Here is a 20,612-nt window from a genome sequence, read left to right on the forward strand (position 1 = left end):
ATGTCGCTTCCCTGGTTTATTATCACTACACTTCTATTATTGATGGTTATTTACGTTATTTATGACCGGAATACGTTCAAGAAAGTCCGCTACACCCGTTATTTCTCGGAATCCTCCGTTTATGAAGGAGGACAGCTGGAGATGGTTGAAGAGATTACCAACGGCAAGCTGCTTCCGCTTCCCTGGCTGAGGCTTGAATCCAGTATTTCGAGCGGCCTTACGTTCGGCAACCAGGAGAATTTTGGCGTCAGTACAGGACAAATCTACCAGAATCATGTCAGCCTGTTTTCTTTGAAATCTTACCGTCATATTAAACGCCGTCATTTGATTACCTGTCCGCAGCGGGGACTCTTCCGGCTGGATTCCGTTACGATGACAGCAGGAGATCCGTTTGGCGTCAGCCGCAGGAGCCAGACTTTCCCGCTGCAGCTTGAGCTGCTGGTCTATCCGGGAATGGCCGATTTCAATGACCTTCCGCTGCCGGTCCACAGCTGGCTCGGTGAACTTCCTGTGAAGAGATGGATTGTCGAAGATCCCTTTCTTACAGCAGGAACCCGGGAATATATGCCCGGGGATTCGCTGGGTTCCATCAACTGGAAGGCAACGGCCCGCACAGGCTCCATGCAGGTGCACCGGAAGGATTATACAGCGGATTCACGCCTTATTATCTGCATTAACGTAGAAGACAGCGATTCGATGTGGAGAACGGTGAACAATGCAGAACGGATTGAATGGGGCATAAGGTGTGCAGCTGCAGTAGGGGAGTATGCCATGGGTCACGGCATTGAGACAGGACTGTTAAGCAATGGAAGACTGGATGGAGGAGGGGCAAGAGAGCCTGTGTCAGCCCGTTCTCTTGGCAGTCTGGAAGAGCTGATGGGACTGCTGGCCTGTCTGAATCTGGACAGAACCATTCCAATGTCCAGCCTTCTGGAGCTGGAAACCGAAAGCGGCAGCAGCAATAACGATTATCTTATCATTACCTCTCACAGGGGAAATGAGCTGCAGCAAGCGGTTGAGCAGCTGAAAATGCTGGGCAACGGCGTGGAGTGGCTGGATATTACGGATACGGGGAGGGTGGTCGGCGCATGAAGCCCCGGATGTCTCCTTACATCAGTACCACTATAAGATTATGGGCTGCCAGTATTGTGGAATGGCTGTTTTTTATCCCGGCATGGCTCGTGCTGCAGACGTATTTCGAGTCAGGCAATCCCGTCATTCCCTGGATGTACACATTGCCGTTGCTGTCGTTGGCAGGTGTGCTGCTGCGGCATTACTGCAACCGCCGGTGGAAGCAGTTCCCTGTCTCATTATTGGCCGGAGCCGCCGCCGGTATGCTGACTGCCGGCTGGTCTCTCTATGCAATTCCTTTAATAGCAGCAAATTGTACCGCGGTATTTATGGGATTAACCATAAGCTCCCGGAGTAACCGCTTCAGATTGTTTTTGACCGGATTAGGTTTATATTTAGCCGCAGCCATCGCATTCCAGCGGATCCCGCTGCTGGAGCCTCATCTGGGCTTCATCACCTGGACCGGCAGCCTGTGCCTTGTGCTGATGCTGCTGGATACGAATACCAGCTATCTCCGTTACAGTTCTTATGCCGGAGAAACGGCACGCTTGCCGGCAGGCATTCAGCGGCTGAACCGGATGTATGTAATAGGGTTCATTGCCGCCGCGGCTGCACTGGCCGCCGGCGGAGCCAAAATTATAGCTGCGCTGTTCGTAGGGGTTCTCGGTGCCATTCTAAAGTTTTTCAGCCTGCTGAGCGGCTTGTTCACTCAGGAAGAAGTTTCACCCGCTCCAGCTCCACAGGCTGGAATTCAGGAAATGCTGGCCAGCGAAGTCAAGGAACCCGGCATCCTGGCCCTTATCTTTGATATCCTGCTGTATGTTATTGGAGGAGCAGCAGGTATTGCCATCCTTTATTTCCTTCTCCGGTGGCTGTACAGGAATTCAGGCGGTCTGTTCCGCAGAGCGGTGGACAAGCTGCTGGCTATGCTGCGCAGAGAGACCCTAACGGAGACATCCCCTTACCGTGATGAAGAGCAGAGTATCTTCACCTGGGAGAAAACAATCCAGGACTTCCGCAATTACTGGAAGGACCGGATCCCGGGGAAGCGAAGAGACCGGTGGGAGAGTATGAACGGGGAGCGGGAGCGGGCCCGCTGGCTGTACCGCCAGTGGCTTAACGCCAGAAGGACCGAAGGTTATGAAGCAAAGGGATATCTGACACCCCGGGAGACCGGTAAGGATGTAGCACAGTGGTCCGGAAGCAGAGCGAAGCAGCGCAAGGGAAGCATTGGTGCCGGGGCCGAGTCAGAAGAATTGCTCAGGCTTTATAACCAGGCCAGGTATGGCGGCGAGGAACCCGGCTCCGGGGAGATTATACAGCTTAAAGACAAAATGAAATTTTAAGATGCCGCCATTAAGCGTCAGATGTCTCATGCAGACGCTCAGAACAGCAGACGCAGCAGCATAAGCGAGAGAATCCCTGTAATTACCGTACCGAGCAGGCTGCGGGTTTTGACCGCGATCCAAAAGGTCGGAACCGCAGCTATCAGCTCCACGTTGGCAGACAACGTCTGGAACCGGCCGTCTTCAATGAACAGCTCCTGGGCAATGAGTGCAGACATGACGGCAACCGGTACATAATTTAACCAGCGCATCCCCCATTCAGGGATCGTTATCCGGCTGAGCAGCATCAGCGGAACAACCCGGGGGATGAAGGTAACCAGTGCTGCACCGACAATAATCAGGAATATATCCGGTCTTACTTCCATTTTTCCATCACCATTCCTATCGTAGAAGCTATAACTGTTGCTGCAATTACACCCATGCTCGGGGACCACAGGATGGATATGCCGACTGCAATGAGAATAGAGATCCCTCCGACAGTAATATCCAATATGTACTTGCTTCTGCTCATAACCGTCAGTACGAGCAGGCCGATGAACATCGCAGGCAGGGCGAAATCGAGTCCCCACTGCTCCGGATTGGTAATCCACTGCCCGAGATATGCGCCGGCCAGGTTGGCAGCAATCCAGTTCAGATAAGCAGTAATGTTGAGGCCGTGCATCCACTTCTCGCTGATGTTCTTTTTTCGGGCGCTTGCCTGTATGGCGACACCAAAGGTCTCGTCGGTAAGCAGAGCGCCGATCAGCAGATTCCTGAACGGTGTCAGGTGGCGGAAATAAGGGGACAGGGCGGCACTGAGCAGCAAATGCCGCAGATTGACGAACAGGATGGTAATGATAATTCCGGAAATGGTGCTTCCGGCAGCAATCATACCTGCAGCAATGAACTGCGCCGACCCGGCGTATAGAATGATAGAGAGCAGGGCTATTTCAGCAATGCTGAGCCCGGCGGTTTTCTCAACAACTCCGGCGGCGAAGCCGATGCTTAAATAGCCCAGCAGTGTAGGCAGGCAATCCTTAACGCCGCGCAAAAAGCTGTCGTCACTCCCCTGAGCTGCAGGGAGATCACCTTGTGCAGATTCCAGCTTCATATGCTGCACCTCCTAGAATGAATTTAATATAGTCCCGTTACAGGCAGATTAGCTTAATATCATATAATTTGCGGAGTAATGCAAGAGGTATAAGCAAAAAAATAAAGGTAATTTCAGCTAACATGCAAATGGTCCCGCTGCAGCACGCTCTGCAGGGGACCATTTGTTATAGGTCTTACTTTATTTCAATACCAGTACACCGAATCCGTCCATCGTGAACGTCCCTGAAAGCGTATTGCCCGTCAGCAGATCGGTCTTCTGCTCTCTTAACTGAATCACAGCCGGCTCTTCGCTGTAATTCAGCAGAAAGGCCAGACTTGCCGCGCCCCCTTCACGGATTTGCAGCTCTACTTCACGGGGAAGCTCCAGCCAGTCTGCTGCAGGTGAACGCAGACCCAGCAGCCGGATCATCTGGAGGGCGGCATCTTCATTAAAGACAGCACCGTAATACCAGACTTCACCTTTTCCTCGTACATTTTTGGTTACCGCCGGTTTGCCGGCATAGTAGTCGGAAGCGTAGGTTCCGATAATTTCTACACTGTCTTCTTCAACCTGCAAAATATCATTGAACGCATCCGCGCCGGTTGTACTCTCCGCATCCTGCCCCCAGCTGATGAAGGTCGGCTTGCGGGTCCCCTTGACCATGGTAAATTCTTCGACTGTAATCCCGCACAGCTCTCTTGCCGCGCCGGGAAAAGGACGCATATAGCATTGCCCGCGCTTGTCCTTGTACCCTGTACGGCACCCGAAGACCAGCTTGCCGCCCTGCTGCACATATTCATCAAGCAGGCTTGCAGTTTCGTCTGACAAAATAGCCGGGTGCGGATAGATCAGCACCTCATAACGCGCCAGCTCGGCTGCTGTTGTATTGTCCCGCAGGTAGAACACGTCATTTGGAATGTGCTGCCCGGTCAGTGCCTTGAACCATTCCTTATTGCTCTGCCACATGAACGGGCCATGCCACACATCATATTCGCCGTCCCATTCATTGTCATAATCGCGCAGAATAGCAACGCTGGCCTTGTTCCGTGTTCCGATAATCTCCTTGCCTGCTGAAGCCAGCTCTTGGCCGATCTTCGCAGCTTCTCTCACCCGGCGGTTCGGCTGGTTGTGGTAATCATTGATTCCATGCCAATAGATTTCATTGCCCATAGTAGCTGTCCGCCAGCGGAAATAAAGGACCATATCCGCGCCGTGGGCGATGGACTGGTAGGTCCACAAACGCATCTGCCCTGGTTTGGGCGAAGGCATATCCATCCGGTTGACCCAGCCGCCGGGGCCTGACTGCTGCTCCATGATGCAGAAATTTGGACTGATGGAACGCACAGTGGACAGGGACAGACTCCAGCTCCGGTCTTCCAGCGGATTTTGCTCTGACGGATTGCTGGATATGGTGGAGAATTGCGGATAGGAATCATAACTGAAGAAATCCAGCAGCTGGTCATTCATTTCATGGTTATCCAGATGGCCGAACAGGCCGTTAGTCGTTACCCATTGCTTCGGGGCTTTGGTACGGAGTATATCAGCCTGAAGCGCAGCAAACGAAATGGTATTGTCAGAGATAAAGCGCTTTTCGTCCAGTGCCTGATGCGGATTAGGCTGTCTTGGCACCGGTGTAGGACGCGGCAAAAAAACCTGGGACCAGCTGGTGTAGGTCTGATTCCAGAAGACTGCGCCCCACGCTTCGTTCAATTTCTCAAGTGTGCCGTATTTATGCTGGAGCCATCCGCGGAATGCGTTGTGATCACTCTCAGAGTAAAATTCATTAATCTCACAGTTCAGCTCATTGTCAATCTGCCAGCCGGCAACACCGGGATAATCTGCATAATGTTCAGCCAGCCTTGTGACAATCTGAGCGCACAGCTCCCGGTATTTCAGACTGCTGTAATTGTAATGCCGGCGCATTCCGTGATGAAGTGTTACGCCATCATGGGTAACATTAAGCACTTCCGGATAACGTTCAGTCAGCCAGGCGGGCGGGGTAGCCGTCGGGGTGCCAAGGATCACCTTGAGCCCATGGCTGTGTGCAAGGTCTATTGCCCGGTCAAAAAGACCAAACTGATAGTTCCCTTCTTCCGGCTCAAATATGGACCAGGCGAATTCGCCCATACGGACAATGGTAAAGCCGGTCTCTACCATGCGGCGGTAATCGTCAGCCCACATTTCTTCCGGCCAGTGCTCCGGGTAATAGCATACGCCGAGTTCGAACCGTTCTGCTGCGACAGGTGTCTTCATAGTGACCTCCAAGTGTAAAAATATGCTTTGATGAAACTACAAAACTATTGTATTATCAGCTGCATATAAACTTATATAACATAATCTTGCGATTATATGACTATATTGCGTGCTTGTTTTTCAGCACTCTGGAAGGGCGGTTTGAATTTGAAAAATCAGTGGGTATTGCCAGTTCCGGCCTTTGCTCATTATGTGTGCTATCCGGAATTTCTGGGTCATTACAGCCAGTTTCCGCAGCATGCCGAGCGCAGGGGCGAAGGTGTACTGAACAGTTACAATCTCCATCTGGTGTTTGACGGCGAAGGATATGTATTTCATGAAGGTGAGCGGATTCATATGAGCCGGGGCAGCGGTTTTCTTTTTCCGAAAGGGGCCTATCAGCAGTACGGATGTGATCCCGGACAGCCCTGGGAGGTGCGCTGGGTACATTTTGACACCTCGCTGTCATTACCGCTGCTGGAGGAAGCTGACCAGTCCCGGGGCTATTTCTTTACCTTTGATCCGGATGCAGGACTCACGGGGCTGTTCGAAGAGCTGTCGGGGCTTAGCGAAGTCTATGAAACCCGTAATGAGCCGCGCTTTTCGGCTATATTATATGAAATACTCATTACGCTGCTGCAAAACTCCGAACCGCTGAACGGCTCAGTGCCGCCGGAAATCAGACATTCCATCCGCAGTACAGCCGACAGGATCCATAGCGAATGCCAGCGTCCCTGGACTCTTGAAAGCATGTCGAGGCTTGCCGGCTACAGCAGCTATCACTTTTTGAGGCTGTTCCGGTCCATTATGGGGAAGACGCCTAACCGGTACTTGAGTGACTGCCGCCTGGCCAGAGCGAAGCTGCTGCTGGTCTCCTCAGATTTGACTGTTGCCGAAATTGCCGTCCAGAGCGGATTCCAGCAGTCCAGCTATTTTATCAAAGTATTCAGGCAGGTCGAAGGCATGCCCCCGAACAGGTACAGAAGAACCTTCGGTTCGTAGATAACCTGGATTAACCTTATATAAACGTCTAAAACAGTGTATTTTACGCTGTTTTTTTGTGTTTCTGGAACAAAAAGGTTACAACGGCGCAGTAAGAGTTACAAATTGGATACATTTAGCTGTGATACAGCAACTATAATTATTCTAGTAAATAGACCTGGGGGGAAATGAATGAGAAAACATAGATTTACTTATACTGCACTGCTCCTTAGCACGTTTGTGATCGGTCAGCTGGCATCGGGATGGACGGCTCCGGCTGCTGAAGCAGCTGTGAAGGCACCGCTTGCAGCCGCTGCAGCAGGAAGTACGATCAGCTCCGTCACCCTGGCGCCTGGAGTGTCAGCATCGCTTACAGACGTCAATATCTGGCCGCAATCCGGCGGCAATATCCTTACATACACCTTGCGTTATTCGAATAACAGCGGCTCCAGCGCAAATCTGCTGCATTATTTTTCACGGGTGGTTACTCCGGGCGGCTCGGTAATACCCGGTAATCCTGTAACGGCGGACGCGCTAAAGAAAAAAGTGTTGGCCAAGAACAGCCTGAGCGTAACTTACTATGTCAATATCGGTGCGATCAAGTCGCTTAACGGAATCAAGATTTCGATGAATGTGTGGGACGCCAAAGCCAAAGGCTATTTGCGGCAAGCCGGTTCATTTACGGTACCTGCGAATTATTCGACAGCTGTGGCAGCAGGCAAAACCCTTAGCACAACAATGAATGATATTCCGGTTGCGGCAGGCGGAGAATCATTGGAATTATATAAATACGGCGGCAAAGTGTATGCGAAGGTTGGCCTAAGCTTAACCAACAAAGGCAATAAAGTGCTGGGCGATCCGGGTTATTCGGCCTATCTGATCTCGGCCAGCGGAACTTCCTTTGAGCTGGCGCTGAACGGTTCGCCGACTGATTTCAAGATCCAGCCGCAGGAAAAGAAAAGCATCTACTATTTGACGGAAATTCCGGCTTATTTGAACACCAGTAATATGAGAGTGCAGTTTACAAAAACGGACGAAACCTTGAAGCTGGAGCTTCCGGTGTCCTCCTATAAGCTGCCTGCAGCATCAATGCCCAATCTTGTAGTTGCCAGCGGTGCCGCCAAAAAAGTAATCATTAGCAGCAACGCGGTACATATGCGGCTCAGCAATGCTTCCGTGTACGCCGAAGATGCCCAGGCTGTGTGGTCACTTCAATTAAAAGTTACAAATTCCGGCAACAAGGCGGTTACCTTTCCGACCTATGAGCTGGCAGTGAAATCGGTTAGCGGCAAAACCTTTCCGGTGGATGCCAAAGCTCTAAACGGACTTACCCTGAAGCCGCTGGAGAGTAAGGTTATTACCCTTAAAGTACAGGTTCCGCTGGAAATCGAACAGTCCGGCCTTCAGCTGATGATGATCGAATCGCTGAGCACGGATGCCGGTAGCGGGGCGGGAGGCCAGACAGAAGGCGGAGCCGGCCCTGCTGTAACCTCGCCGAAGCTGATCTTCCCGGTCGCTTATTTCTCTATTCCTTATACGCTGCGCGGCAATGTGCAGAACGGGCAGGAATATCCGGCCACGAACCAATACGGCTCCTTCTCATACCGGCTCCAGTCTCTGCAGCGTTACCCGTGGAAGGATGATGACATTGTCATTGCCAGACTGCAGATAACCAATACCCAGCAGGTAACCTTGACCCTGCCTGAGCTCAAAGCGGCGCTTAAGCTGGATAACAATAATCTGGCAGCGTCTACCGAGCTGATGATGGATCAGGAAGCAGCGGTGCTTGCTCCGGGCAAATCTGCGGATATCGCAGTGATGGCCAAGATTCCGTATACCGATGATTTTGACACGGTAAGCCTGAATTTGTTCAGCAAGACAGAAACGGAAAGTATTCCTTTCCTGGATTTCACGGCGTACGGCACATTAACGGCCATTAATAACATTGAACGCGGCGGTACATATACCATCACCGGCAAAGGCAAAAATGCCAGCGTTCAGGAGAAGAGAACGATCGTCTACGAAGGAAGTAATTCCAATATTATCTATACAGAGCTGCTAATGAGCAGCGATGAAAAAAGACAAAGCAAAATGGCCCGGCTTCAGGGCTATTTCAAGACACCGGACGGACAATTCTATGAAGCAAAGCCTAATCAGACAGACAACTCCGCCACGCCTGGCGGCAAGCAGCTGATTTCCTTCTGGGCCAAGCTCCCCAAGACAGTATCTGCAAGCGATATTTCACTGTATCTGGGATCAGGCGTAACAGGCGGCAAGCTGAGTGAAAGCGGCCAGGAGGCTTCGGGGTTCATTAATATCGGTTCGCTGATGCTTACTCCTGGCAAACCGGCCCCGGCAACCAATCTGTCAACAACCGTGCTGTATCCATACACCCTGAACGTCCTAAGCTCTGAAGGGAAGATTGTTGAATCCAGCGACACCCTTTCGATTAACATCAACTACAACCTGCTGAGGGACAACAGCTTTGACAGCGGAGAGCAGGAGCATAAGCTGGTGCTCAGAATTACTGATCCTTACGGGCAGTCCCAGGAAAAGCTGCTTACTCCGGGAACGGACCTGACGGAAGGGTATAACAATACCTTCAGCATGTCTATCACAAGAGATATTTACAAAAAGCTGCGTTCCGGAACTTACAGACTGACATTATTTGATGAATTCCAGGGAGAACGGCTGGAGCTTAGCAGCGAGGCTTATGTCCTGCGTTACGAGCCGCTGCCAAGAGCCGAAGATGACAAACAATAATCTATTCTAAGTTCATAAAGGAGCAGCTTCCATGTTGCGAGTTGAAAATATCAAGCATTCTTTCAAAACCGGTAATGAATGGACACCGGTACTGCACGGAATCAATTTCACAGTAAAAGAAGGAGAGATGGTCGCGCTTCTGGGCAGCTCGGGCTCCGGTAAGTCCACGCTGCTGAACCTGATGGCGGGGCTGATGAAGCCTACTGAAGGGCAGATCTACATTGCTGACCAGGACATAGTCCAGATGGGGGAGAACAAGCTGGCTGAATTCCGCCGGAAGCACATCGGTTTTATATTTCAGGCTTACGAGCTGATCACCAGCCTGACGGTGCGTGAAAATGTGGAGCTTCCGCTGGTATTCCAGTCCGTTTCACCTTCGAAGCGCAAGCAAAAAGCGCTTGACCTGCTGGAGCAGGTAGGTATTCCGGACAAAGCGGATTTGTTTCCTTCACAGCTCTCCGGGGGCCAGCAGCAGCGGGTCAGTATCGCCCGTTCGCTGATTACCGAACCTTCTGTTATTTTTGCAGATGAGCCGACAGGGAATCTGGACACGAAGACCGAGGAGGAAATTATCAGTATTCTGCTGAAATTGAACAAAACCATGAAGACAACGTTTATTGTAGTTACCCATGAACAGGAAGTGGCAGATCAGATGCAGCGGATCTTCTTACTGCGGGACGGTTACATGATTACCGGAGAGCAGCCGCCGGCGGCAGAGCCTATGACAGTGGAACCAGAAGCGGCGGAACCTGAGGCTGCAGAGCCTGAAGCGGCGGAATCTGAGGCAGTGGAGCCTAAAGCAGCGGAGCCTGAAGCGGCGGAATCTGAGGCAATAGAGCCTAAAGCAGCGGAGCCTGAAGAGGAGGGGACGCAGTGAAGCTAAGGGATATTTCCCGGATGGCCTGGGACCAGGTAAAACGCCGCAAGGTAGTAACCGGCCTTTGTATGACAGGCATTTCCATCGGCTGTGCAGCAATCATCGTAGCCCTGAGTATCGGACAATCTGCACAGGACTATGTAACCGAAGAAGTGAACCGTAATTTTAAAATGGATGAGATCATGGTCACCCCGGGCGGCGGTATTCCTTCACCGGGGGGCGGCGGCAGCGGCAGTTCTGCTGCTCAGGATAATGAGAATCTTGATCCCGGCAAGCTTACACCCCAGAAGCTGGAGATTATTCAGGGCCTGAAGCATGTCGTCGCTGCAGCCCCTTTTCAGGAGCTGGGTTACCTCCAGATGCTGACAATGGATAACAAAATCGGGGACGTTCAGGTCATTGTTACGGATTTGACGATGCTGACCAAATACGACAAGACCTTCAAGCAGGGGACCGGCACGAACATGCCGGGCATGGTTGTATTGAATCATGGGGCCACCCTGGGGCTGATTGACAATGAGACACGGCAGAAGATATTTGACGGCCTCAATGCTGATCCGTTTAACCAGGAGCTGAATAATCAGTACATGAGCTTGACTACAGTGCCCTCTGAAATGTACCGCCAGCAGTTCCAGCTGCAGGCCAGGGATTACAGTGTTCAGGAGGGGGCCGTCAAGCTCAGCTCTCCGCTGCAGGTCAGCGGGATACTCGCGAATCCGGCAGGGATGAGTGATGAACGGGCTTCTTACGAGAAGATCGCCTATGTGTCTCCGGAAACGGCAGCCCGCCTGGCGGAAGAGCTGGCTTTTGAGAACTTCAGTGCGATTAATACATTGTCGGAAGACAGCTATAATTCCGTTACGGTAAAAGTAGATAACATGGACAACATTAAGCAGGTGGAGGAGATTATCCAGAAGCTGTCCTTGTCTGCCAGCGACAATCTGTATCAGCTTGATATGCTTAAGGAACAATTCGATATGATCAAAATGGCGGCGCTGGGCATCGGCGTATTTATCCTGGTCATTGCTTCCATCTCCATTATTGTCGCCATGACGATGTCCACACATCAGCGGCGCAGGCAGATCGGAATTATGAAGGTACTGGGGGCGAACATGGGGCAGATCCGCAATATGTTCATTACAGAAGCGGCGCTGCTGGGACTTTTGGGCGGCATGCTCGGTGTAGGGTTCTCCTACCTGATCGTAATGGCAATCAACAAACTGATAGGTACGGCAGGGGCCGGGTTAACCTTTGTAATTCCGCTGATGACTATTCCGGTGGGGCTCGCTTTTGCAATTATGACCGGTGTGCTGTCAGGGATTTATCCGGCCATCAGTGCGTCCAGAACCGATGCGCTTACGGCGATCAAGCGTGATTAGAAATTAAAGCTGAAAGGAAGCAGGACAATGAAAAGGATTTTAAAAAAGAGCCTGAAATGGATTATTATAGCAGGGATCATTATTACTGCGGGTTACATGCTGTATACCAAAGTGTTCAAGGAGACTGAACCGGAGGTTGTCATGGAGCCGCCGCCGGTGATCAGCTTTCAGGTGACTTCAGAGACGATGACCAACTCCATCCAGGTTAAAGGAAGATCGCAGTATCAGGAGGAGACGCTTGTCTACGCCCCTTTTGCTTCCAAGGTAACGTCCTGGAAGGTGGAGAACGGAGGCCAGGTGAACAAAGGGGATGTGCTGTTCAACCTGGACCAGTCCCTGCTGCAGAATGAAATCGCGACGGCGGAAGCGGCGATCCGTAAGGCCCAGCTTGAAGCGGAGCTGAATGATTTTGTCAGTCAGCAGGAGGAAGAGAATGCGGTTCCGGTTGGCTCAGAGGCTGAACGGCTTAAAGCGCTGGCTGCGCAGGAGACGGCCCGGCTGAATGAGGAGCTTAACCAGGTCAATACCGAAATTCAACAGAAGGATATCGCCGACAAAAAGGCCCGGCTCAAAACCGCCGTGTATCACGCTCCCGCTACAGGCATCTTCCTGTTCGACAGCAGCAGTGAACGTCCGCAGATGGTAACGGACAACCAATACATCGGCAAAATCGTCGATTTGAACAAGCTGGAATTTATCGCTCTGGTTGGCGAACAGGATTATTTCCGCATCAAGAAGGGCATGAAGGTGCAGGTGAAAATGACTGCAGTAAAAGATCTGAAGCTGACCGGCGAAGTTACCGAGGTGGCGAAATTCGCCACGACAACCTCCGGTCAGAATACGGCGGGACAAGTGCCGCAGTTCGAGGTTGTCATCTCGCTGCAGCCGGACGAACATTTGATCGGCGGCCTGAGCCTGACCGGTGATATCGAGACACAGCGTAAAGACAATGCGGTTGTCGTATCCAGCATCGCCGTTATCCGTGAAGGCGATCAAGCCTTCGTTATGCTGGATAAAGGCAACGGCCAGTACGAGCGGACCGAAATCAAGATCGGAATGGAGACCTCGGAGAAGACCGAGGTGCTGTCAGGGCTGAAGGTCGGGGATACTGTGGTTCTTCAGTAAGGTTGGTATTTTGATTATGGTATTTGTATAAACGGCGGGGCTGTTCAAGTGAACAGTCCCGCTGTTTATTTTGTTTTTTGGGGGGAGTGTGGCGCGAGCTGGAGGGCGGAGTGGGCGCCTTCAGCGGGATCAACGGGAATAGTCCCGTTGAATTGTGCGAAACCAGGCCAGTGGGTGGAATGAAAGGGAAAACTCCCGTTGAATCGGCGGAAACCAGGCCGATGGGCGAAATGAACGGGAAAACTCCCGTTGATTTGGCGAAAACCAGGCCAGTGGGTGGAATGAAAGGGAAAACTCCCGTTGAATTGGCGGAAACCAGGCCGATAAGCGATATGAACGGGAGAATTCCCGTTGAATAGGCGGAAACCAGGCCGATGGGCGAAATGAACGGGAAAACTCCCGTTGATTTGGCGAAAACCAGGCCAGTGGGTGGAATGAACGGGAGAACTCCCGTTGAATTTGCGGTAAGCAATAAGGTGGAGCGGGTGGAAACTAGGCCGATGTGATAGTGTGAAAAGAACAAATACCCTTGATTTCGCAGAAACCAGCCACAGCGGCCGAATGAGAAGCACAACTACTCCTGATTTCGCATAAATGAGCTACAGCGGCGGAATGAGAAGCACAACTACCTCTGATTTCGCAGAAGTCAGCCACAGCGGCGGAATGAGAAGCATAACTACCTCTGATTTCGCAGAAATGAGCCGCAGCGGCCGAATGAGAAGCACAACTACTTCTGATTTCGCAGAAGTCAGCCACAGCGGCGGAATGAGAAGCATAACTACCTCTGATTTCGCAGAAATGAGCCGCAGCGGCGGAATGAGAAGCACAAATACCTCTGATTCCGAGAAACGAGCCGCAACGGCGGAATCAGAGGCACAAATATCCCTTAACACCCTTTATACCAATCAGTATCATGTCCTCACCAAAGCTCCACAAGTGATCTCATTCAGACAACGTCTTCTGCCAGGCTTTGATCTCTTTATTCAGATCTCTGAGATCTGGCACAGGCAGGGGAGCGTCGCTTAGTTTGTATTTTTGTTTCAATGTTAAAATGCGGCGGACGCTTTCATCGATGCGCTTCTCTGTTATTCTCCCGTCTTTTACACTGTCCAGCAGAGCCTGACGCACTGCCTGTTCATTCTCATATTGGTGGGCGACCAGGAGGATATCACTGCCGGCAAGGACGGTGTCAACAGCTGCCGCTGCCAGTGTATAGTGGTCTGTTATAGCACCCATCGTGAGATCGTCTGTGATTACAACGCCTGTAAAGCCCATTTTCTCCCGCAGAAGCCCACTGATGATTGGCCGGGACAAAGAAGCGGGTTTATCCGGGTCCAGCTTGGGAAAAAGAACATGCGCAACCATTACAGCATCCGCATCCTCCGCGATAGCAGCCTCAAATGGCAGCCATTCCAGCTGGGCAAGGTCTGCAGCAGATTTATTCACTACAGGCAGCTCCAGATGCGAATCCACGGATGTGTCGCCGTGACCGGGAAAATGTTTGACGACCGGAATGACACCTTCTTCTGATATGCCTTTCATCTCCGCGATCCCGAGCGGGGTAACAATGCCGGCAGTGCTGCCAAAAGAACGGTCTCCAATGACCGGATTATCCGGGTTGCTGTTGATATCCAGAACGGGGGCAAAGTTCATGTTAAATCCGGCTGCCAGCACTTCTCTTGCCAGAAGCTGGCCGAACATCCGGGCAGAATCGGGATTACCGGCAGCTCCAACCCTGCCGCTGGACGGCATGTCTGCGTACTCCTTCGGCATCCGGCTGACCTTGCCGCCTTCCTGGTCGACACTCATAAATAGCGGTACAGGATTTCCGCTGTTGCTGTTCTTGAGCCCGTTAATCAGAGTAACCATGCTGTTTAATCCGGAAATATTATCTTTATAGAGGATAATTCCGCCGATTTCGTCTTCAGCGATCATCCTCTTCGCCTGACTGTCCAGCTGTGTGCCGTCGATCCCGGCGAGCAGCATTTGCCCGATTTTCTCCTCCAGCGTCATTCCGGCTATTTGCAGCGCGACACTATCCTCATCGCTTTGGCCTGGTGAAGCAGATGGGGCCGGTGTCTGTGCTGAAGCGGTTGAAGCCGGAGAATTCAGCTGGCCGGATGCAGCCGGAGCTGCCCCTGGACCCGAAGACGGAGGACTAATTGCTGTTACCGCCGGCGATGGCGTGGATGTGCTGCCAGCCGGAAAGTTACTGCTGTTGTTACTGCTGCATCCCAATACAAGAAGCAAAGAGGCTGCGGCGGTTAATGCAGATATTTTACGATAATTATTGATCATTATGGACGAACTTCCTCTCAATTACGGATGGATTAGTAAAGTATTAGTATCGGCAAACAGTAGAAATTTGAAACGATCTTCAGTATGAATATCCCCATTTGATAAGCAAGCGGCTAACACTTCACGCAGTAATAGACTCCTTTAATTGAAAAAAGTTACATCTAAGGTGAATATACTGCCAGGTTACAGCAACAAATTCTTCCATTGTTGAACAAATGCAAACTATGTTGCATCATGCAAAACACTTCCGGCTCCCCAACTCTATTTATCAGGGTTAACTATTGCGCCATCCGGCAACACTGTTTCTCTAGACCCACCCAGATGTCAGCGTGTAGTATAGAACAATACTATGTTTTGGAGGTTCTTTTTGTTGGAAAACTACAGCGACATCAAACAAAGTGAAAAAGGGGCCTGGCTAAGCTTAGTTGCCTATATTCTGCTCTCTGTCACCAAACTGTTCATCGGTTCCGCATCGGGTTCACAGGCGCTGCTGGCTGACGGTTTGAACAACAGCACAGATATTATAGCAACCTTAGCCATTCTGGTAGGACTGAAAATTTCCAGAAGACCCCCTGATTCCAATCACAGCTACGGGCATTTCAGAGCAGAGACAGTTGCTGCACTGATTGCTTCATTCATCATGATTGCTGTAGGAATTCAAGTGCTGTATCAGGGCGTGAACAAGTTTATCCAGCCTGCACTGGAAACACCGGATATGGTAGCGGCCTGGACAGCCGCTGGCTGTGCAGCGGTTATGCTTGTGGTGTACATGTATAATATTGCGCTTGCCCGCAGGCTGAAGAGCAACGCCATTGAAGCAGTAGCACAGGATAACCGGTCGGATGCGCTCGTAAGTATCGGTGCTTTTATCGGCATCATTGGTTCGCAGTTTGGACTTCCGTGGCTCGACCCGCTGACCGCGACTATTGTCGGGCTTTTAATCTGCAAGACGGCCTGGGATATTTTCCGCAAAGCTACCCATGATTTAACGGACGGATTCGATGCCAAGGAACTGGAGCTTATGAAACAGACTGTCGCCCAAATCAATGGAGTTGAATCCATCAAAGATATCAAAGCCCGTATCCATGGAAACAATGTGCTCGTCGATACAACCGTGCTTGTGGATTCAAATTTGAATGTCGTGCAGAGTCATGACATCACAGAAGAGATAGAGGACCAACTGAAAGATCTTCACCGGGTATCTTATGTGCTGGTTCATATTGAGCCTGTGTGACCAACAAAAGTCTGAGCAATCAGGCTTTTTTTGTTTGCTTATTCGGAGTGTACTTGACTAGAACTAATAAAAAAGGTATATAATAACTTTATGATATTAACACTTAGTTATTAATATAAATGATCTAGAGGAGTGTGTATATGACTGATCATTTTGCCAATGAGCCTAACGGTTTGACGGAAGAACAGTTTTTGCAGACGTATAATGCAGGAGACTATGAGCGGCCGTCCGTCACCGTTGATATGCTGATCTTCACCGTAATGGAGCAGGAACAGGATAATTACCGGAAGCTATCCGAGAAATCGCTGCAGCTGCTGATGATTCAGCGGGGAGGACATCCGTATCTGGGACAATGGGCGCTGCCCGGGGGATTCGTCGGGATCGATGAAAGTCTGGATGATGCCGCACGCAGAGAGCTCTATACTGAAACGAACATCGACAATATTTATATGGAGCAGCTGTATACCTGGGGAGAAGTAAAGCGCGATCCGCGGATGCGTGTTATCAGCTCCTCTTATATGGCTTTGGTTGACCGGACCGCACTGCAGGTGCAGGCAGGGGATGACGCTGCGGATGCAGCCTGGTTCGAGGTAACCTATGAGATTGATCAGCGGACACGCAAAGAGATTGAGGGCGGTACGGAGCTTGAGCAGCAGATTTCCATCACTTTGCAGAATGGGGCCGTAAGCTTAAGCGGAATCGTCCGGATCACCGAATCTGTCCAGGGCCATGTCCGCAAAACCAAACGTGAAATTGTCGAGAATAACGGGTTTGCTTTTGACCACCTGATTATCATTCAGTACGCGATTGAACGCCTGCGCGGCAAAATTGAATACACAGACATTGTTTTTAATTTGATGCCGCCGCTGTTTACTTTGACTGAGCTGCAGCGTGTGTATGAAATTATTCTTGGCAAGGAGCTGCTCGCTGCGGCCTTCCGCCGGAAAATTGCCGGCAAGGTTACAGAAACCGACGAGTTCACCAAGGATGCCGGGCACAGGCCATCCAAGCTTTACCGGTATAATCCTGACAGAGATTAATAGACTTATTTTGATAGAATGAGGTGAAATATTGTGAATTATAAAAGCAATGCAAGAGAATCCAGAGCCGCGACCGCCCAGCAAACGCTGGATATCATAGCTAAAGGAAGTTACAGGAATAGTGCCGGACATCAGATTGATATTGCGGAAGCCGTCAGCAGGGCGGTTACAGGCTCACAGCTGTATTCTCCGGAGCAGCTTACAAAGCTGAATAAGGATATCCGGGAGCGGATTGCCGGGCAGCCGCAGAACAAGGCGAAAATCGAGGTTACCGGGGAAACCACATTAGAAGCAGCACAGCGTCTTGTTGAAAAAAAGAGCATATCTCACACCGTCTGCCTGAATTTTGCCTCGGCCAAAAATCCCGGCGGCGGCTTCCTGAACGGCAGCCAGGCCCAGGAAGAAAGCTTGGCGCGGGCTTCGGCCCTGTATCCCTGCATCTCGCAAATGAGTGAAATGTACAAATATAACCGCAGCCGTAGTACGGCCCTTTATTCCCATTACATGATCCATTCACCAGAAGTACCTGTGTTCCGGGGCAGCAGGGAGGAGCTTCTCACCACGCCGTACAACGTATCTATGATTACAGCGCCTGCCGTGAATGCAGGAGTAGTGAAAGAACGGGAAGCTGATGCAGAGTCCCGGATCGCAGAGGTTATGCTGGAGCGGATCCGCTATATCCTTTCCGTTGCTGCAGACCAAGGACATCCGGCCATTGTACTGGGAGCTTTTGGTTGCGGGGTGTTCCGCAACGACCCGTCTGAGGTAGCCGGCTATTTCCGCAAAGTTCTGCTGGAGGAAGGCTATCAGGTCCTTTTTGATACCATAGTATTTGCAATTTTGGACCGCTCCCCGGACCAGAGTGTCATCAGCGCTTTCCGCAGGAAACTGCTGTAACTTTATTAAATAACTTCTGAAGCGCAAGAGATCATCTTGCGTTTTTTTTGCGTCTGATAAGCAGGTTTTTGCTGAGTTATGTCCTGTGATGTAATTAACAGATTCTTTAACAGGAAAGATAGAGAATTAAGTATATATTTTTATATGCAATTTATGGTAAAGGATAAGGTGAGCAGATGATTGAATGGAAAGATTCTTATGATATCGGCGTAGAGAAAATTGACTGTCAGCACAGACAGCTGCTGGTGAAGCTGAATGAATTTTTTGATGCATGCTCGAATCAGAAGGGAAAAGAGAAGATTGAAGAAACACTGCAGTTTCTCAAGGAATATACATTGGAGCATTTCAGCAGTGAGGAGCAGCTGATGTCGGAGATTGATTTTCCCGAACTGGCTGAACACCGGAAGACACATGCCGAATTCGTACAGGCCGTGCTGGAGCTGGAAGAAAGCATCAAGACCAAAGGCGTATCCGTACTTTCCACGATCAAGCTGAACCGTACACTTACCGACTGGCTGATCAACCATATCCACAAATGCGACAAGCTGATTGGTGAATGCATGGCTGCAAAAGGCAACAAGGCTGTATAGTTCGATACATAAATCCACTTCCGAAGATGCCAGAAGGCATTTTCTTTTTTTTGGACGGATATTACGTTTATTGTAAAGGCAGAGCACAGTTAATACCCGCTTAATAGTTTGTGTTATGATTTGAGGTGAATATAAAGATAGTTGAATGTCAAAGGAGTGAAGTTATGAAAATACTGCGCATGCTGCTTCCGGGGCTGGTAATGCTGCTGGTTCTTAGTCTTGTGAATTTTTACATCGGGATTCATCTCTGGGTTCTCATTAAGGACGTTATACCGGAGTTTTCTGCAGCTGCATACTGGACAGTATTCATTATTATTGCTTTTGCTTACATGATCGGAATGGTGCCTTGGCCGCAGGCGGTGAAGCCTGCCGCCCGTTTTTTTAAAGTGGTAGGCTCCTATTATCTGGCTTGCATGGAGTTTGCAATTATCGTGCTTCCGCTTACGGATCTGCTCTATTGGGTGCTGGGATTAATGGGCTTTGACCGTACATTATTTATTCCGGAAGCCGGTGCAGCACTGATTCTGCTTCTGGCGGTTTTCCTGATATGGGGTTCGCGGAATGCCTGGAGCACGGTAGTGCGGAATCATCCGATCCGGATCCATAAAACAGCAGGGTCCAGCGCGCCGCTGACCGTAGCCGTTGCTTCCGACCTGCATTTAGGTAACATTGTCGGCAACCGCCATCTTGGCAGAATGGTCCGCGAGATCAACAGCATGCAGCCGGATATTATTGGCCGGGGATGTGCTGGACGACAGCATTGAACCTTTTATCCGCAACAATATGAGTGAACATTTAAAGCAGCTCAAAGCCCGTCACGGCGTATATGCGGTACTGGGGAATCATGAATATTACGGCGGGTCGATTGCTGAATATACCCGTGTGATGCGCAGCATCGGGATCCGGGTGCTTCAGGACGAGGTCGTGGAGACGGCAGGCCTGTATATTGTGGGACGCAAAGACAAAACCGCTGAATCGATGGCCGGGGGCAGAAAAAGTGTCGCAGCACTGCTGGAAAATCTGGATCTAACGCGTCCCGTCATTATGATGGATCATCAGCCTACAGGATTTGACCTCGCGGCGAAAGCCGGCGTAGATGTGCTCTTATCCGGCCATACGCACCGCGGGCAGATTGCTCCGAACCATTTTATTACCAAAAGACTGTTCGAGCTGGACTGGGGATATCTGCTGAAGGATAAACTGCATGTGGTTGTCTCCTCCGGGTATGGTACCTGGGGACCGCCGATCCGTCTGGCCAGCCGTTCCGAGCTTATTAAGCTGGAAGTGCTGCTGGAAGGCAGCAAATCCTACAGCGAAGAGCCTCTGTCAGGGCAAACCGTGCTGGTCTAAGTTAAAGCAGTGCAAGAACCCCCTGTACTTCATTTTTGGAGCTGCAGGGGGTGACCATTTAAAGGGACTGATGAAGCTGAAATATATTGAATTTGGTATTGGAAATACGTGGATAGTCCGGACGGAAACGGAGCTGCCTGACGGCACGGAGTTTGAGGAGCGGGGGATAGCAGGTCCAGTTAGGCTGCAGTCTGTTTACATAAGGATATGGATCGGAAAATCGGTCTGGATTGCAGATAGCCGAGAAGGATTCAAACGAGCACGCAAAAAAAGGAATGCATTTAAACTGATCTTCGGGATCAGCAGCCATTAGATGAATATGCTTTGACAATTAAGGCAGGATCACATACATTCAAA

General features: G+C 50.7%; 19 protein-coding genes. 14 read left to right on the forward strand and 5 right to left on the reverse strand.

All coding sequences use genetic code 11. The features are described from left to right. Together C2I18_RS25600 and C2I18_RS25605 are read left to right on the forward strand one after the other, a co-directional pair. Nucleotides 1-1,092 (forward strand): DUF58 domain-containing protein, encoded by a 1,092-nt coding sequence (locus tag C2I18_RS25600; protein WP_249898528.1) that lies wholly within the window; start codon nucleotides 1-3, stop codon nucleotides 1,090-1,092. Next, a complete protein-coding gene (locus tag C2I18_RS25605; RefSeq protein ID WP_249898529.1) occupies nucleotides 1,089-2,417 on the forward strand; it encodes a hypothetical protein in 1,329 nt (442 codons plus the stop codon). Before C2I18_RS25600 ends, C2I18_RS25605 begins: the two co-directional genes overlap by 4 nt. A gap of 38 nt (nucleotides 2,418-2,455) precedes the next feature. On the opposite strand, the gene C2I18_RS25610 is transcribed toward C2I18_RS25605, so the two are convergent. The 3 genes from C2I18_RS25610 to C2I18_RS25620 all read right to left on the reverse strand — a co-directional run bounded on the left by C2I18_RS25610 (nucleotide 2,456) and on the right by C2I18_RS25620 (nucleotide 5,742). After that, the gene (locus tag C2I18_RS25610) at nucleotides 2,456-2,782 is read right to left on the reverse strand and encodes an AzlD domain-containing protein (RefSeq protein ID WP_249898530.1); all 327 of its coding nucleotides are present in this window, start codon (nucleotides 2,780-2,782) and stop codon (nucleotides 2,456-2,458) included. Further along, on the reverse strand, nucleotides 2,773-3,507 hold the full coding sequence (locus C2I18_RS25615) for an AzlC family ABC transporter permease (protein WP_249898531.1): 735 nt from the start codon (nucleotides 3,505-3,507) through the stop codon (nucleotides 2,773-2,775). Before C2I18_RS25615 ends, C2I18_RS25610 begins: the two co-directional genes overlap by 10 nt. Before the next feature lie 180 nt (nucleotides 3,508-3,687). Next, complete coding sequence (locus C2I18_RS25620) at nucleotides 3,688-5,742, reverse strand: beta-galactosidase (protein WP_249898532.1); 2,055 nt, start codon at nucleotides 5,740-5,742, stop codon at nucleotides 3,688-3,690. A 147-nt stretch (nucleotides 5,743-5,889) separates the two neighbouring features. On the opposite strand from C2I18_RS25620, the gene C2I18_RS25625 reads away from it, so the two are divergent. The 5 genes from C2I18_RS25625 to C2I18_RS25645 all read left to right on the forward strand — a co-directional run bounded on the left by C2I18_RS25625 (nucleotide 5,890) and on the right by C2I18_RS25645 (nucleotide 12,846). Further along, on the forward strand, nucleotides 5,890-6,723 hold the full coding sequence (locus C2I18_RS25625) for a helix-turn-helix transcriptional regulator (RefSeq protein WP_249898533.1): 834 nt from the start codon (nucleotides 5,890-5,892) through the stop codon (nucleotides 6,721-6,723). A 171-nt stretch (nucleotides 6,724-6,894) separates the two neighbouring features. After that, nucleotides 6,895-9,465, forward strand: coding sequence for a hypothetical protein (locus C2I18_RS25630; RefSeq protein WP_249898534.1), 2,571 nt, complete (start codon nucleotides 6,895-6,897; stop codon nucleotides 9,463-9,465). Nucleotides 9,466-9,496: 31 nt separating this feature from the next. Continuing rightward, complete coding sequence (locus tag C2I18_RS25635; protein ID WP_249898535.1) at nucleotides 9,497-10,342, forward strand: ABC transporter ATP-binding protein; 846 nt, start codon at nucleotides 9,497-9,499, stop codon at nucleotides 10,340-10,342. Beyond that, nucleotides 10,339-11,721 (forward strand): ABC transporter permease, encoded by a 1,383-nt coding sequence (locus C2I18_RS25640; protein WP_249898536.1) that lies wholly within the window; start codon nucleotides 10,339-10,341, stop codon nucleotides 11,719-11,721. Before C2I18_RS25635 ends, C2I18_RS25640 begins: the two co-directional genes overlap by 4 nt. 27 nt (nucleotides 11,722-11,748) lie before the next feature. Next, on the forward strand, nucleotides 11,749-12,846 hold the full coding sequence (locus C2I18_RS25645; protein ID WP_249898537.1) for an efflux RND transporter periplasmic adaptor subunit: 1,098 nt from the start codon (nucleotides 11,749-11,751) through the stop codon (nucleotides 12,844-12,846). A 599-nt stretch (nucleotides 12,847-13,445) separates the two neighbouring features. On the opposite strand, the gene C2I18_RS25650 is transcribed toward C2I18_RS25645, so the two are convergent. After that, on the reverse strand, nucleotides 13,446-13,739 hold the full coding sequence (locus C2I18_RS25650; RefSeq protein WP_249898538.1) for a hypothetical protein: 294 nt from the start codon (nucleotides 13,737-13,739) through the stop codon (nucleotides 13,446-13,448). 49 nt (nucleotides 13,740-13,788) lie between these two features. Then, nucleotides 13,789-15,144, reverse strand: coding sequence for a beta-N-acetylhexosaminidase (gene nagZ / locus C2I18_RS25655; protein WP_249898539.1), 1,356 nt, complete (start codon nucleotides 15,142-15,144; stop codon nucleotides 13,789-13,791). A 370-nt stretch (nucleotides 15,145-15,514) separates the two neighbouring features. On the opposite strand from nagZ, the gene C2I18_RS25660 reads away from it, so the two are divergent. The 7 genes from C2I18_RS25660 to C2I18_RS25690 all read left to right on the forward strand — a co-directional run bounded on the left by C2I18_RS25660 (nucleotide 15,515) and on the right by C2I18_RS25690 (nucleotide 20,568). Next, nucleotides 15,515-16,378 carry a cation diffusion facilitator family transporter gene (locus C2I18_RS25660; protein ID WP_249898540.1) on the forward strand — a complete coding sequence of 288 codons (864 nt, stop codon included), beginning with the start codon at nucleotides 15,515-15,517 and terminating at the stop codon, nucleotides 16,376-16,378. Nucleotides 16,379-16,518: 140 nt separating this feature from the next. Next, nucleotides 16,519-17,418 carry an NUDIX hydrolase gene (locus C2I18_RS25665; RefSeq protein WP_249898541.1) on the forward strand — a complete coding sequence of 300 codons (900 nt, stop codon included), beginning with the start codon at nucleotides 16,519-16,521 and terminating at the stop codon, nucleotides 17,416-17,418. 33 nt (nucleotides 17,419-17,451) lie between these two features. Beyond that, the gene (locus tag C2I18_RS25670; protein ID WP_249898542.1) at nucleotides 17,452-18,315 is read left to right on the forward strand and encodes a TIGR02452 family protein; all 864 of its coding nucleotides are present in this window, start codon (nucleotides 17,452-17,454) and stop codon (nucleotides 18,313-18,315) included. 176 nt (nucleotides 18,316-18,491) lie between these two features. Next, complete coding sequence (locus tag C2I18_RS25675) at nucleotides 18,492-18,905, forward strand: bacteriohemerythrin (protein WP_249898543.1); 414 nt, start codon at nucleotides 18,492-18,494, stop codon at nucleotides 18,903-18,905. A 164-nt stretch (nucleotides 18,906-19,069) separates the two neighbouring features. Next, complete coding sequence (locus C2I18_RS25680) at nucleotides 19,070-19,669, forward strand: metallophosphoesterase family protein (RefSeq protein WP_249898544.1); 600 nt, start codon at nucleotides 19,070-19,072, stop codon at nucleotides 19,667-19,669. A gap of 19 nt (nucleotides 19,670-19,688) precedes the next feature. Beyond that, on the forward strand, nucleotides 19,689-20,255 hold the full coding sequence (locus tag C2I18_RS25685; RefSeq protein WP_249898545.1) for a metallophosphoesterase: 567 nt from the start codon (nucleotides 19,689-19,691) through the stop codon (nucleotides 20,253-20,255). Nucleotides 20,256-20,331: 76 nt separating this feature from the next. Further along, complete coding sequence (locus C2I18_RS25690) at nucleotides 20,332-20,568, forward strand: DUF3977 family protein (RefSeq protein ID WP_249902242.1); 237 nt, start codon at nucleotides 20,332-20,334, stop codon at nucleotides 20,566-20,568. Nucleotides 20,569-20,612 lie beyond the last annotated feature (44 nt).

Source organism: Paenibacillus sp. PK3_47 (genome assembly GCF_023520895.1).
Taxonomy (GTDB): domain Bacteria; phylum Bacillota; class Bacilli; order Paenibacillales; family Paenibacillaceae; genus Paenibacillus_AQ.